Annotated in this window: 9 protein-coding genes and 2 pseudogenes; 5 read left to right on the forward strand and 6 right to left on the reverse strand. The window is 60.9% G+C overall.

Going from position 1 to position 13430, the window contains the following annotated elements:
• Both HMPREF9463_RS11005 and HMPREF9463_RS00820 read right to left on the reverse strand, forming a co-directional pair.
• Window positions 1-296, reverse strand: a pseudogene (locus HMPREF9463_RS11005) (helix-turn-helix domain-containing protein); the annotation flags it as partial.
• A 324-nt stretch (window positions 297-620) separates the two neighbouring features.
• The gene (locus tag HMPREF9463_RS00820; RefSeq protein WP_035136626.1) at window positions 621-1289 is read right to left on the reverse strand and encodes a hypothetical protein; all 669 of its coding nucleotides are present in this window, start codon (window positions 1287-1289) and stop codon (window positions 621-623) included.
• 219 nt (window positions 1290-1508) lie between these two features.
• On the opposite strand from HMPREF9463_RS00820, the gene HMPREF9463_RS00825 reads away from it, so the two are divergent.
• The 3 genes from HMPREF9463_RS00825 (at window position 1509) to HMPREF9463_RS00835 (ending at window position 5536) form a co-directional block, all read left to right on the forward strand.
• Entirely contained in the window at window positions 1509-2195 is a 687-nt protein-coding gene (locus tag HMPREF9463_RS00825; protein ID WP_035136627.1) for a hypothetical protein, read from the forward strand.
• A gap of 367 nt (window positions 2196-2562) precedes the next feature.
• The gene (gene clpB / locus HMPREF9463_RS00830; protein ID WP_035136628.1) at window positions 2563-5190 is read left to right on the forward strand and encodes an ATP-dependent chaperone ClpB; all 2628 of its coding nucleotides are present in this window, start codon (window positions 2563-2565) and stop codon (window positions 5188-5190) included.
• Window positions 5191-5323: 133 nt separating this feature from the next.
• The gene (locus tag HMPREF9463_RS00835) at window positions 5324-5536 is read left to right on the forward strand and encodes a hypothetical protein (protein WP_232219717.1); all 213 of its coding nucleotides are present in this window, start codon (window positions 5324-5326) and stop codon (window positions 5534-5536) included.
• A gap of 132 nt (window positions 5537-5668) precedes the next feature.
• Here HMPREF9463_RS00835 and HMPREF9463_RS00840 read toward each other — a convergent pair whose 3' ends face one another.
• The 3 genes from HMPREF9463_RS00840 to HMPREF9463_RS00850 form a co-directional block, all read right to left on the reverse strand.
• Window positions 5669-7171 carry a hypothetical protein gene (locus HMPREF9463_RS00840; protein WP_198019885.1) on the reverse strand — a complete coding sequence of 501 codons (1503 nt, stop codon included), beginning with the start codon at window positions 7169-7171 and terminating at the stop codon, window positions 5669-5671.
• A gap of 237 nt (window positions 7172-7408) precedes the next feature.
• A complete protein-coding gene (locus tag HMPREF9463_RS00845) occupies window positions 7409-8416 on the reverse strand; it encodes a DUF5692 family protein (protein ID WP_035136631.1) in 1008 nt (335 codons plus the stop codon).
• Between the two features lie 63 nt (window positions 8417-8479).
• A complete protein-coding gene (locus HMPREF9463_RS00850; RefSeq protein WP_084591724.1) occupies window positions 8480-9142 on the reverse strand; it encodes a TetR/AcrR family transcriptional regulator in 663 nt (220 codons plus the stop codon).
• A gap of 188 nt (window positions 9143-9330) precedes the next feature.
• On the opposite strand from HMPREF9463_RS00850, the gene HMPREF9463_RS00855 reads away from it, so the two are divergent.
• Together HMPREF9463_RS00855 and HMPREF9463_RS00860 are read left to right on the forward strand one after the other, a co-directional pair.
• Window positions 9331-12108, forward strand: coding sequence for an FAD-dependent oxidoreductase (locus HMPREF9463_RS00855; protein WP_198019886.1), 2778 nt, complete (start codon window positions 9331-9333; stop codon window positions 12106-12108).
• A gap of 96 nt (window positions 12109-12204) precedes the next feature.
• A complete protein-coding gene (locus HMPREF9463_RS00860; RefSeq protein ID WP_035136632.1) occupies window positions 12205-12633 on the forward strand; it encodes a hydrogenase maturation nickel metallochaperone HypA in 429 nt (142 codons plus the stop codon).
• Window positions 12634-13163: 530 nt separating this feature from the next.
• On the opposite strand, the pseudogene HMPREF9463_RS00865 reads toward HMPREF9463_RS00860, so the two are convergent.
• Window positions 13164-13430, reverse strand: a pseudogene (locus HMPREF9463_RS00865) (IS30 family transposase); the annotation flags it as partial.

Below are 13430 nucleotides of genomic sequence, written 5' to 3' on the forward strand. Positions count from 1 at the left end.
GGGGACTTCGACCTGATCCCGAACTCGGCCATAGCGTCGGCCTTCGCCATCCCGCCGTCGACCACGGCCGACGCCGCGGCGACCCTCTGCTCGAATGTGTACCTGGATTGTTTCCCGCCCATGGACAGCAGCGCCTCGCTTCCGAACGCCCGGTATACCCACTGCCATTCTCTCACGGTCTCGCGGGGGACGGACAGGGCCTCGGCCGCCGGCTTGCAGCCGACGCCGGCGTCGAAGAGCTCGACGGCCCGCCTCCTGGACTCCAGGTCGTGCTTCACCCTGAGGTCTATACTCATGGAAAACCTCCCATTTCCCGATGTCCAAGAAATGGGAGGCAGTTCACAGGCACCTTCGTGGTGGTTTGGCGGTTTGTCTCGTTCTGTAACAGGTAGACCCTTATTTGCCGAGTAGTTGTTACAAATCTAGATAAACGGGCACCGCTGAACAATTCATCTCGATCCGTAACATCTGGACCCAAAAACGGCCGCTAGATGTTACAGATTGAGATGGTGAACGCCGGGGCCGAAGATCACCACAAAGGGGCCTGTCCCTTTCGTGGTGGCGGGGGGGGGCGAGCTCGATGCTGCCGTGCTCGCTGAACGACATTCTAATGAGCGTCTCTACAGGATTTCATCTGGGCTGGCGGGCTTGATTGTTTTGGGGATGCCGAGTTTGGATGACGCGAAATCGTCAACATTGTCCTTAATTCCGTCTTTGGTGTAGACAGTGACCATATAGGTGCTGTGTCCGAATTCGCCCTTGTCGCGTGTTGCCCAGGCATCCCAGTAGGCGGCCCCGTTTCGCCCTTTGATTATTCCGACACGGCGGAGTTCTGTTCGCTTTAATTTCCGGTTGCTATAGATGGTTCGACCGGCTTCCGCGGTGAGCCCGCACTGTCCAAGCAGCTTGTCGAGGACTTGGTTCATGTGGCGCTCATCGGTGTTTGGTGCGTAGTCGTAGGCGAGGGTGATGGAGTCGAGTGGCTGGTCGTCGATCAGATAGTTTAGCGCCTGAGGTTCAAGGCAGAAATAGGGGGAGCATCCGTCGACCTTGCCGAGCAACGGTAACTTGGACTGCCAACTTCCGGTGGGAATTGCATATTCGTAGAACACGCCACGGCAGACAAAGGAGAGCGAGGTGGCACGCGAGCCGGCGTCGATCATCCCGCAAAGATCGAAGGGCGAGGCGATACCAAAAGAAAAGGGCGTGATGACGATAAGGAAGAGCATCACGATGGGTATGGCGAAAATGGTAATGACGTTGCGACCGGTGGAATGAGACGGCTTCATATGCGCTCCTCGAGACAAAGATCTGTTGAGGATAGGCAGAAATGGATATGTTCAGAGAACAATTCAAGTTTAATCTCATGGCGCGAGATGGTCGACCGTTAGCGTCGAAAACCACCACAAAGGTGCCTGTCCCCTTTGTGATGGTGAGGAGCGCGCGGCTTCTTTTGGTAATAGTGTTAGCTGGCGGTATCATTAGTGCAGGTGCCGAAGGTTTGCATTGTGGGGTGTTTTGCCGTGAGCCGTTCTGCCCGTATTGGATTGATTGTCTTGGCGCTTGCGATCGCTGTGGTTGGCGCGGGTGCTGTCGGTATGGCATTTCTACCTGCTGCGGTGACGGAGCCGGTGGTCAAGCCTGTGATTCAATCTGTCGAACTTCTGACCGGCGACGACAAGCCCGAGACCATTACCGTTGATTTTGATGAGCAGCCGGCTGTGCTGGGTATTAGCAATTATCCGCGTATTCAGCTTGGGGCCATGCGCTATACCACGGATACAAGCCTGATCGATAGGGCGTCCGAGCTACTCAAGGGCAAAACATTTAAGCGCTGGTACGGATATGCGTCCTATCGGGCAAAAGCGAACGACATGGTTGGCGGATGCCACTCTTCTATCGAGCTGGACACTGCAAACGGCGCAAAGTTATGTGATGTCTCGTACGATCCGGGCTACGAGGGCAATGAGGGTCCGGGCATCTACATCATGGACGGCGATGTCGCCTATGTCATGGAGGGCGACCAGACCGAGCTCAACGATTTTATGGGTCAGTGTATCCAAGATGCCTATGAACAGACCTGCTTGCCTGACCCGCAGACTGCACGCGATAGTGGGTCTGCCCGTACATGGCTGTTCGAGGATGAGATGCCCTGGACCGTCGAATCGGGAAGTATGGGTTCGGCGAAGGAGTAGAGACCGCGACCACCACAAAGGTGCCTATCCTCTTTGTGGTGGTTTTCGGTCTGTCTCGATCTGTAACATCTTGGCCGCTAAAAGTGGGCTTGGTGTTACAGATTTAGATTTTTGATCCGGGTGTTTTCTGTTCGTCTCGATTTGTAACAGATAGAGCTCTATTTGCTGACTAGATGTTACAGATTGAGATAGTAAGGGGACGAGGCCGTAGCGGGTGAGCGCACCTGCTTCCTATCTTTCAATCACTCAGAAAATCTTATATATAGAGACTTAGATTTGTGTATAAGATCGCGCAAAGCTGGCAACAATACTTCTCGAACAACGTGAAGCCGCCCCGTAGGGCGGCCGCCCCAAGAGAGGTGATTCCATGAGAATCGATAAGCTAGCAATGACGTCGCGCGAGGCGCTGCAGACCGCCATGAGCACGGCTGCCGACGCGCAGGCCGGCGCGGTAGAGCCGATTCACCTGCTGTCCGCCCTGCTCGGTGCCGGCGAGCGCAATATCTCCGTGATCATCGAGCGCATTGGTGCCGACCCGGCTCAGCTCGCACGCTCCACACAAGATGCTATCGACCGCGCGCCCAAGGTTTCGGGCGAGGGCCAGCAGATGGGTCTGTCTAACGAGCTCGTCCGCGTCATCGAGAAGGCCGAGAAGAAGGCCACCAAGATGGGTGACAGCTTTGTGGTGACCGAGCATCTGCTGATGGCGCTTGCCGAGGACAAGGGCGAGGCCGGCCGCGTGCTGCGCGATGCCGGCGTGACCAAGGAGCGCATCGAGCAGGTCTACGAGGAGCTACGTGGCGATGACCGCGTGACGTCTGCCGAGGATAAGACTCAGTTTGAGGCGCTGGAGCAGTACGGCCGCAACATCTGCGACCTGGCCCGCGCCGGCAAACTCGATCCGGTCATCGGCCGTACCGACGAGATCCGTCGTACCATCCAGGTCCTGTCCCGCCGCACCAAGAACAACCCCGTGCTCATCGGCGAGCCGGGCGTCGGCAAGACCGCCATCGTCGAGGGCATCGCCCAGCGTATCGTGGCCGGCGACGTGCCGAGCACCCTGCGCGACCGCGACCTCATCGAGCTCGACATGAGCGCGCTGGTCGCCGGTGCCAAGTACCGCGGCGAGTTCGAGGACCGCTTGAAGGCCGTGCTCAAGGAGGTTCAAAAATCCGAAGGCAAGGTCATCCTGTTCATCGATGAGCTCCACACCATCGTGGGCGCGGGTGCCACCGAGGGCTCTATGGACGCCGGCAATATCCTCAAGCCGGCGCTCGCCCGTGGCGACCTGCATGCGATCGGCGCGACCACGCTCGACGAATACCGCAAGTACATCGAGAAGGACGCGGCGCTCGCCCGTCGTTTCCAGACCGTGATGGTCTCCGAGCCCACCGTCGAGGACACCATCTCGATCCTGCGTGGCCTCAAGGAGAAGTACGAGATCTTCCACGGCGTGCACATCACCGATAGCGCGCTCGTGGCGGCTGCCGACCTCTCCGATCGCTATATCGCCGACCGCTTCCTGCCCGACAAGGCCATCGACCTGGTCGATGAGGCGGCAAGCCGCCTGCGCATGGAGCTCGACAGCATGCCGGTCGAGATCGACGCCACCACACGTCAACTCACCCAGCTGCAGATCGAAGAGCAGGCACTCATGAAGGAGACCGACGACGCCTCCAAGGAGCGTCTGGAGGCCCTGCGTCAGGAGATTGCCGAGGTCCAGGAAAAGCTCAATGTGCAAAAGGCTGGCTGGCTCAACCAAAAGAACGCCATCGACCACGTGCAGGAGCTTAAGGGCCAGCTTGACGAGGCCAAGAGCGAAGAGGAGCGTGCAACGCGCAACGGCGACCTGGGCCGTGCGTCCGAGCTGCGCTTCTCCGTGATTCCGGGCCTGCAGCAGCAGATTCAGGATTCCGAGGCTGCGCTCGAGGCACAAAAGCAGCAGGACGGCGAGGGCCTCAACGAGCAGGTGACCTCCGACGAGATCGCCGAGGTCGTGAGTGCCTGGACCGGCGTGCCCGTGTCCAAGATGATGCAGGGCGAGCTCGACAAGCTGAAGGGCCTGGAGGGCGAGCTGCATAAGCGCGTCATCGGTCAGGACGAGGCCGTCTCCGCCGTCGCCGCAGCTGTGCGTCGCAGCCGTGCGGGCCTCTCCGATCCGGACAAGCCCATCGGCAGCTTCTTCTTCCTGGGCCCCACTGGCGTGGGCAAGACCGAGCTCGCCAAGGCGCTTGCCGAGTGCCTGTTCGACGACGAGCGCGCGCTCGTGCGTATCGATATGTCCGAGTACATGGAGAAGTTCAGCGTCCAGCGTCTGATCGGTGCGCCCCCGGGATACGTGGGTTACGACGAGGGCGGCCAGCTCACCGAGGCCGTGCGCCGTCGTCCGTACTCCGTGATCTTGCTCGACGAGATGGAGAAGGCCCATCCGGATGTCTTTAACGTGCTACTACAGGTGCTTGACGACGGCCGTCTGACCGACGGTCAGGGTCGCCAGGTGTCCTTCAAGAACACGATCATTATCATGACGTCTAATGTGGGCTCCAAGGCTATCGCCGAGCTTTCCGGCAAGGACGAGGAGGAGATGCGCCATCAGGTCGACGCGGCCATGGCTCAGACCTTCCGCCCCGAGTTCCTCAACCGTATCGACGATATCGTGGTGTTCCATCCGCTCGGCATGGCGCAGATCGAGAAGATCGTCGACATTCAGCTCGCCGACGTCCGCGCGCGTCTGGCCAAGGAGCGCATGACGCTTGCCATCACCCCGGCGGCCAAGCAGATGCTCGCCGTGGGCGGCTTGGATCCCGTGTTCGGTGCCCGTCCGCTCAAGCGTCTGGTTCAGCGCGAGGTCGTGGATGCCATCGCGGCCGCCATCATCGACGGTACGGTGCGCGAGGGCGATCAGGTGACGGTCGATGTCGACAAGGACGGCGGCTTTACCGTCGTGTGCGACAACACGCCGGCGGCCACCTACGAGGTCCCCGACGCCGAGTAGATTTTGGGCCATGCCTTAAAAACTACTAGCCGTCTCTAAACGCCAAGGGCGGCGGATCCAATTGGGTCCGCCGCCCTTTTTCGTGCGACAATCGATGGTGTTGAACACAATTGCACGGCAAGGAGATATGCAGATGAAAGACGAGAACAAGACGAACGCACCGGCGACTGAGGCGGCGCCCGCCGCACCCGCCGCACCCGCCGCACCCAAGCCTGCGCCTAAGCCGGCACCCAAGCCGCGCGACCCCTATATCCGCGCCGAGAACGAGGACGATGACGGCTACGATCCCTACAGCGATCGCCGCCCCGAGCGCGAGCCACTGTTCGAAGCCGATCCGTGGCGCTGAGTGCCATCCAAAAGGCCACCAATAAGTTGCGGTGAAATAGGGACTATTTTGCGGTTTTACCAGCAAAAACAGTCCATATTTCACCGCAACTGCGTTAGGGGTGTGGGTGTTGGGCGGCTGTCTTCGGGCCGGCTAGTCCTGGGCCTTGATGCTCGGCAGGAGAATCTGGGCGAGGTAGTCGGTCTCGAGTTTGGTCGCGGCGTCGGCTTTGCCGTCTTTGCCGACCAGCACTTTTTTGATCTGGCTATAGGTATAGCGGTTGCCGGTCGTAAGTTCGACAAGCTCAACTGCAGTGTCCATGGGGTAGGTCGACACGGGGTCTTGCGTGCGTCCGTTGATGGTCTGGGGCACCACATACGGATAAACGGGGCCGCTGGCGTAGACGGTGTAGCCGTTGCCGAGGTTTGCCGCACCCAAAACTGCGTCGCCCTCATCGGGCGTAAAGCTCTCGCCGTCGCGCACCGTGACAAGCGTCACAAGCGGCGTGTTCGTGTCGCCGGCAAGATATATGCACAGCGTGCTGCCGTTTTGCCAAGTCGCGACTTTGCCGTACCACTCAACGGGAATATCGAGCTGATACAGGTCCGTTGCCTTATGTCGAGCATCGGCGTCGCGGGCCGCCTGCGCCTTGCGGGAGCTCACGGCGTTGGTCGCGGCGTCGCGTCGCGCGGTTGCCGCCTGCTGGAGTACCTTTGCGACCGCGGCGGAATTCACCCCGCCTTCCTCGGCATACTTGGCGGCGGCATCGATCTGGTCGTCGGTCACCGTGTCGGCCGAAGGCACCTCGAGCTTAAAGGTGGCCTGGGCACTCAAATCCTGCCCATCGCTCTTAATGGCGACCTGCGCCTTGGTGGTCGGGACGGTGTAGATGGTGCCGTCGGCCGCGATGGGGGAGGCGGCAATGGAGAGCGTGTAATCGCCGGGCAGCAGCTTAACGCCGCGACCGTGCTCGTCAACATAGAGCGTTTCGCTCACGGAAGAACCGTCGGAATCCTGCCCGCTCACCTGCACGGGAATCTTGGAGCCAGTTGAGCAGTCGAGGCCCGCGGCATGCACGCCAATCTGCACCGACATCATCGTGTGGGCATTGGCGGCGACAGCGGCAGCCTGCTCTTGTTGATATCCGTTCCAGGCAGCATAGCCTGCACCGCCGGCGACAAGCGCGACGGCCACGACGCCGGCGACCATCAGATTGCGGCGCTTTGGCGACATCTTGCGATGGCGGACCTCGGCTTCGCGTGCCGAGGGAACGGACGGCAGGGGAATATCGCCCATGGCGATGGTCTCATCGACGACAGGAGCAGAGCCTAGGCCGGGGAGCTCGCGGGTCAGCGAATCCTCGGCCGGCAAGCTGTCGAGCAAGATGGTTTCCTCGCTCGTATCGGATTCGGTCTGGTCGTCGGCCTCACATTCGGATTCCTCGTGCCCCGCCTCGTCTTCGGTGGGCGCGGCGCCATCGTCTTTTGCATCCTGATCATCGGGCTGCGCCTCGATTTCCGGCTCATCCTGCGCATCGACGCTCGAATCGTCAAACGCAATCTCGGCCAGCGCGATCTGGTCTAGGCTCTCCAGGGCCTCGGCGCACGCTTCTGCATCTTGGGCCGCATCCTCTTGGTCCATCGTCTCATCTTTCATATATCCCCCAAGCTCAATATCGGGACAACACTGTACCCAAAAACGGGACCCCATAGAGCCGCCGCATGATTTGAAATCCGATTTTAAATATGCGCATGTTTTTGAATAGATGAATAGAGGCGCGACGACAAAAGCCCCCGAAAAGCGAGCGAAACGCTTTCCGGGGGCTCTGCGAGACATTGGATTGAAAATCCTGGCGGGCGGGCCTATGCCCAAGCGCCAACAGCGACCAACATGTTACTCGGCGTGCGCGTAATCAACCTTGGCGCGGCGAGCGGTAGCCTTCTCCCAATCGCTGGTGCCCTCAAAGACATCCTGCTTGTAGGGATTGCGGCCGAGCTTCTTGGCGCGGTAGGCGATGTAGATGATCGCGGCGACATTGGCGACCAGTGCGGCGATCGAGACCGCGGTGGCGGCGCCGGGGTCGAGCGTGGAGTGGGTCACAAAGATGGACTCCTCCTGGAAGTACGGGAACACCTGGGCAAACATGCACCAAATGGCCAGCGTAAAGGCGCGGTTCTGGATCCAGCCACCCTTGTTCCAGATAAAGGCGGCGACGGTGGGCGCCAGCAGCAGCGCAAAGCCGCAGAACCAGGAGTGGGTGGGCAGGCAGTTGTAGGTGTAGCAGAAGTTCCAGATATCGTAGGCGATGATGTAGACCCAGGTCATGTCGGGCCACAGCATGTCGGTCTTGTCCTCGGAGGCGTAGACGCTCCACCAACCGGTCATGCAGAAGATGTTGATGATACCCGCGATGCCGTTGAACACGTTGTTCCAGCCGGCCAGCTGCGTAGCACCTTCGGAGGTGACCCAGGTGGACTCGCCCAGGACAAAGAAGTGATAGGCGCTCTCGAAGTCGGACACGACGGCGATCATGATGTTGATGGCGACGATCACAAACGGCCATGCGCGGAACCAATGCGCCTTGCCGATCTTGCCCCACTGGTACTTAATGGCAATGAAGCCCCAGCAACCGGCCAGCGCCGCGTATACCTTGGCGTAGTGGAACCAGCTGTTCTGGTACACATGGGTGGGGTTGGTGAGTGCCCACTCGGCACCCTGCGAAACGCCGATGGCGATGGCGACGCAGTAGATGGTCATGGCCAGCGGAGCCACGCCAAAGATGATTGCCGCGCCCAGCTTGGTGCGGCGGCCGACCTCGTTGAGCACGATGAGGCCAATAAAGACCATGGCCCATCCGGCCCAGTGGATAAGGGTATCGCTACCCCAAACATCGAACAGCATGCTGCTCTCCTTTCACACGCCCGCGGCCCCTCTTCCGATCGCGGGCAGTTTGGCCAAATGTCGTCAGTTCTGGGGATTGCGCTCCGGATACTTGGCGGTATAGCCCTCGATGTGGAGTGTCGAGGCGATGATTTCCTTGACCGTCTCGTCGGGCACATCGGGGTGCGTGCGGATATACATCAACAACCCCATGATGAGGGTGTAGAACGTCTCGTAGACATGGTCGATGCGTAGCTCATGATGGGCGACAAAGTCCACCACGGTGGTGTCGCAGATATACTGCGCCACGCGCTGGACCACGTTGTGCAAAAAGCCGCCGTAGAGCGCGCCGCTGCTTGAGGTGAGCGTACTCGGCAGCTCGTGGCCGCTGACGACCAGGCGCTTGAAGAGCGGGGCGACGGTGTCGAGTGCGCCCTCGATATCACCGGCGATGCGGCTGGCATTCCACTGCTCGAGCTCGGCGATAAAACCGTCGATTGCCTCGTCCATGACAGCGGTGACGGCGGCGTCCATATCGGCAAAGTAGTGGTAGAACAATGAGCGCGTGCAGCCGGCGCGTTTGGTCACGGCCGAGACAGATAGATGCGACACACCCAGCTCGGAACTCACGGTGCGCACGGCGGCGAGGATCTCGCGACGGCGTTCGTCGCCCGTCAGACGTTTGGCCGTGCTGTCGGGCGCGGGGACGGCATCGGCCACAGAGGTATCTGCTGTGTTGTTGCCCATGTTTTGCCGCCTTTCATCCTCTTTTGCCTGACCGTTCACCTAACAGTCTTGAATATTGTTGACGGTTCGTCAATACTATTTTTGACACAATGTCAACAATGGCGGGTGAACGGCATGGGGCATGCTCGACCTGCAAAAAAAGAGGGGCGCTGCGGCCTCGTCGGGCTGCGGCAAGAGAAGGGACAACCATGATTCTCAACGGACCGGGAATTAGCTACACCGAGCCCGACATTGGTTCGGAGTTCGTGCCGCCGCTGCCAGAGCATCCGCGCGAGGCAATCGTCAAGCTGTGCGAGCACTGCACTAACCGTCTGCTGCATCGCGACGAGCTGCTGGGCTGCGAGTACTGGTCGTTTGCCGAGGCCGCGACCGACGAGCAGGCCGAGGTGCTCTGCAAGATGAAGATGCGCCGTCCCTATACGCTGCCCGAGATGGTCAAGCTCACCGGCATGCCCGAGGCCCAGATCGAGAAGATGCTCGACGACATGAGCTACACGGGTCTGCTCGAGTACAACTGGGAAAATCTCGAGCGCGCCAAGCAGTGGGTGCTGCCCATGCTGGTACCGGGTTCCGCCGAGTTCCTCAACATGCGCGTGAGCCAGCTCGAGGAGCATCCGGTCTATGCCAAGTTCTTTGAGCAGGCCTCCAAGGGGCCGCTGTCCAAAGCCACGCCGATGGTGCCGCCCGGAGGTGCCGGTATCGGCATGCACGTCATTCCGGTCGAGAAGGCTATCGATGCTTCGAGCACCTCGGTGCCTATTGAGCATATCGAGCACTGGCTCGACAAATACGAGGGTAAGTATGCCGCCAGCACCTGCAGCTGCCGCGCGAGCCGTCGCGTGATGGGCGAGGGCTGCGCCGACGACCCCGCCGACTGGTGCATTGCCGTGGGCGATATGGCCGACTATGTGGTTGAGACCGACCGCGGCCACTATGTGACGCGCGACGAGGTTTACGACATCCTGCGCCAGGCCGAGGACAACGGCTTTGTGCACCAGATCACCAACATTGACGGCGAGAACAAAATTTTCGCCATCTGCAACTGCAACGTCAACGTGTGCTACGCCCTGCGCACCTCTCAGCTGTTCAACACGCCCAACCTGTCGCGCTCGGCCTATGTCGCCAAGGTCGAGAAGGACAAGTGCGTGGCCTGCGGTCGCTGCGTTGAGGTGTGTCCGGCCGGCGCCGCCAAGCTGGGCCAGAAGCTCTGCAGCAAAAAGGCCGGCGGCCGCTTACCCGAGTATCCGCGCCAGGAGCTGCCCGATGCCACCAAGTGGGACCACACCAAGTGGTCGCCCAACTACCGCAACGATAACCGTATCGAGACGCACGAGTCCGGCACCGCGCCCTGCAAGACGGCCTGCCCCGCGCACGTTGCCGTTCAGGGCTATCTGAAGCTTGCGGCGCAGGGCCGCTATGACGAGGCACTGGCGCTCATCAAGCGCGAGAACCCGCTGCCCGCTATCTGCGGCCGCGTGTGCAACCGCCGCTGCGAGGACGCCTGCACCCGCGGCCGTGTGGACGCCGCCGTGGCTATCGACGAGGTCAAGAAGTTCATCGCCCAGCGCGATCTGGATGCCGCGACCCGCTATGTCCCACCTGTGGTGACCCCGACGCGAGCCGGCGGCTTCGACCAGAAGATCGCCATCATCGGTGCCGGTCCGGCCGGCCTGTCCTGCGCTTTCTACCTGGCCGAGAAGGGCTACAAGCCCGTCGTGTTCGAGAAGAACGAGCGCCCGGGCGGCATGCTCACTTACGGTATTCCCAGCTTTAAGCTGCAGAAGGACGTTATCGAGGCAGAGGTTGAGGTCATTCGCCTGATGGGCGCCGAGTTCCGCTATGGCGTTGAGGTCGGTCGCGATGTGACGCTCGACGAGCTGCGCGAGCAGGGCTTTAAGGCCTTTTATGTTGCCATCGGCTGCCAGGGCGGCCGCCTCGCCGGTATTCCGGGCGAGGCGGCCGAGGACGTGACCGTGGCCGTCGACTTCTTGCGCGAGGTCAACAGCGGCAAGATTGACGCGCTGCCCGGCCGCACCATCGTGGTGGGCGGCGGCAACGTGGCTATCGACGTCGCGCGCAACGCCTGCCGTCTGGGTTCCGAGCACGTTGAGATGTTCTGCCTGGAGAGCGAGGCCCAGATGCCCGCCAGCGAGGAGGAGCGTCGCGAGGCCGTTGAGGACGGCGCGCACATCAGCTGCGGCTGGGGCCCCAAGGAGGTTCACCTGGACGAGGCCGGTCGTGTGTGCGGCATCACCTTCAAGCGCTGCACGCGTGTCTTTGACGACGAGGGTCGGTTTGCGCCCGAGTACGACGAGAACGATATGCGCCGTGTCGATGCCGACCGTGTCGTCATGTCGATTGGCCAGTCCATTGTGTGGGGCGATCTGCTGGCTGGCTCCAAGGTGGAGCTTGGCCGCGGCCAGGGCGCCCTTGCCGATCCCCAGACCTATCAGACCGCTGAGCCCGACATCTTTGTAGGCGGCGACGTCTACACCGGTCCGAGCTTTGCCATCGACGCTATCGCCGCCGGTCACGAGGCCGCCGTCTCCATCCATCGCTTTGTGCAGCCGGGTTCCACGCTCGCCATCGGCCGCAACCAGCGCAGCTACACCGCGCTCGACCGCGACGATGTCGTGATCGAGAGCTACGACAACGCGAGCCGCGAGGTGGCGCATGTGGACCGCGAACGCGAGAAGGCCGCGCCGTTTAGCGAGTACGTCGAGACCTTCACCGAGGAGCAGGTGCGCGCCGAGACCGCCCGCTGCCTGGGCTGCGGTGCCTCGATCGTCGATCCCAACAAGTGCATCGGCTGCGGCCTGTGCACCACCAAGTGCGCGTTCGACGCCATCCATCTGGATCGCGACCGCCCCGAGTGCTCAACGATGGTCAAATACGAGCAAAAGCTCCCAAGCCTCGGCAAGTATGCTTTAAAGCGTGCAATCAAAATCAAGTTCGGTCGTAAATAGGTAACCATGGCGGGTAAGGGGACGGCGCAGACTAGATTTCGCCGTCCCCTTGCTTTGAGTTTGCATCGCATCAACCGTTGTTGAAAGGTTTCTACCTTGCATGAATTGGGAATCGTTTATCACATTATTCGCGATGTTGAGAATGTGGCGCGCGCTCATGGCGTGCGTCGCGTTTCGAGCGTGACGTTGCTGTTGGGCGAGGTCTCGGGCGTCGTTCCCGACTTGCTGCTCGACGCTTGGCGCTGGGCGGCAGATAAAAAGCCTATCACGCTGGGCGCGGAGCTTATTGTGGAGCCTGTCGAGGCCGTGACGCATTGCGCGGCATGCGGTCGCGACTACGCGACGGTCGAGCACGGCAAGACCTGCCCCCATTGCGGTAGCGGCGAAACATACCTGCTGCAGGGCCAGGAGGTCATGATCAAGCAGATCGAGACCCCCGACGAGGAACCGGCAGACGCTGCCCCCGACGGCCCTTCCGACGTCCTCGACGCCGTCGATGCCGCCCACCCCCTCCACATCGTCTAGGATTCCCTATAAGTTGCGGTGAAATAGTTCCTAAATCCAGCCTTCTGGCTCTTAAACAAGAACTATTCCACCGCAACTTTTTTGAGTGGTTTCGTAGATCATAAGTCGCGCAAATAGTCAAGTCATACCTGTTTGAACAATGTAGCGGCAGTACAAGCGCATTCGCGCTTGCCTAAAATCGATATTAATGAACAGTCTGCTTGTATCTGTAAAATGCGTGGCTTGATGAGCGACGCCTTGGCGGGTAATGAGTCAAAAAGCAGTAACGTAATCAACTTGTAACAAACTTAGACGTTTAAACAAATGGTTGATTTTCAATCTCAACGCAACAGCCTGAACGGACCCCGCGTTTCCGCAGCTAGCGCAACGCGGAAATAGCTCCCGGCACCTGGCCATCACTTCGTTTCCGCAGGTGGAGGGGCTGTGGAGTCCGGTGCCCCCATGCCGCCGCCGCATGCTCCGCCAGCCCGCCGCGCAGCCGTTCCGGACTCAGCGCAACGGGCCCTCCGGCCCATGTCCCGGCCCGCCGCCTATCCCGCCAGCGGCCCCTCGCCCCTCGCGGCCCTGGCCCTTTCGATGCAGCCGGGCGTGAGGTCGAGCTCGCCGGGCGCCAGCTCCTCTATCCCGAACGCGTCCATGAGGGCGGAGGCGTCCTCCCCGAGGGCCATCCGCAGCACGCGCGCCGGCGTCAGGAACCCGAGCGCCCCCCTCGGCTCGGAGTTCACCTGCGACATGAGCAGCGCGCAGTCCGCCGCCGTCAGCCGGTCGAACCTGGCCCCGGCGCCCTTGGGCAGCAG

This window comes from Collinsella sp. 4_8_47FAA (assembly GCF_000763055.1).
Taxonomy (GTDB): Bacteria; Actinomycetota; Coriobacteriia; order Coriobacteriales; family Coriobacteriaceae; genus Collinsella.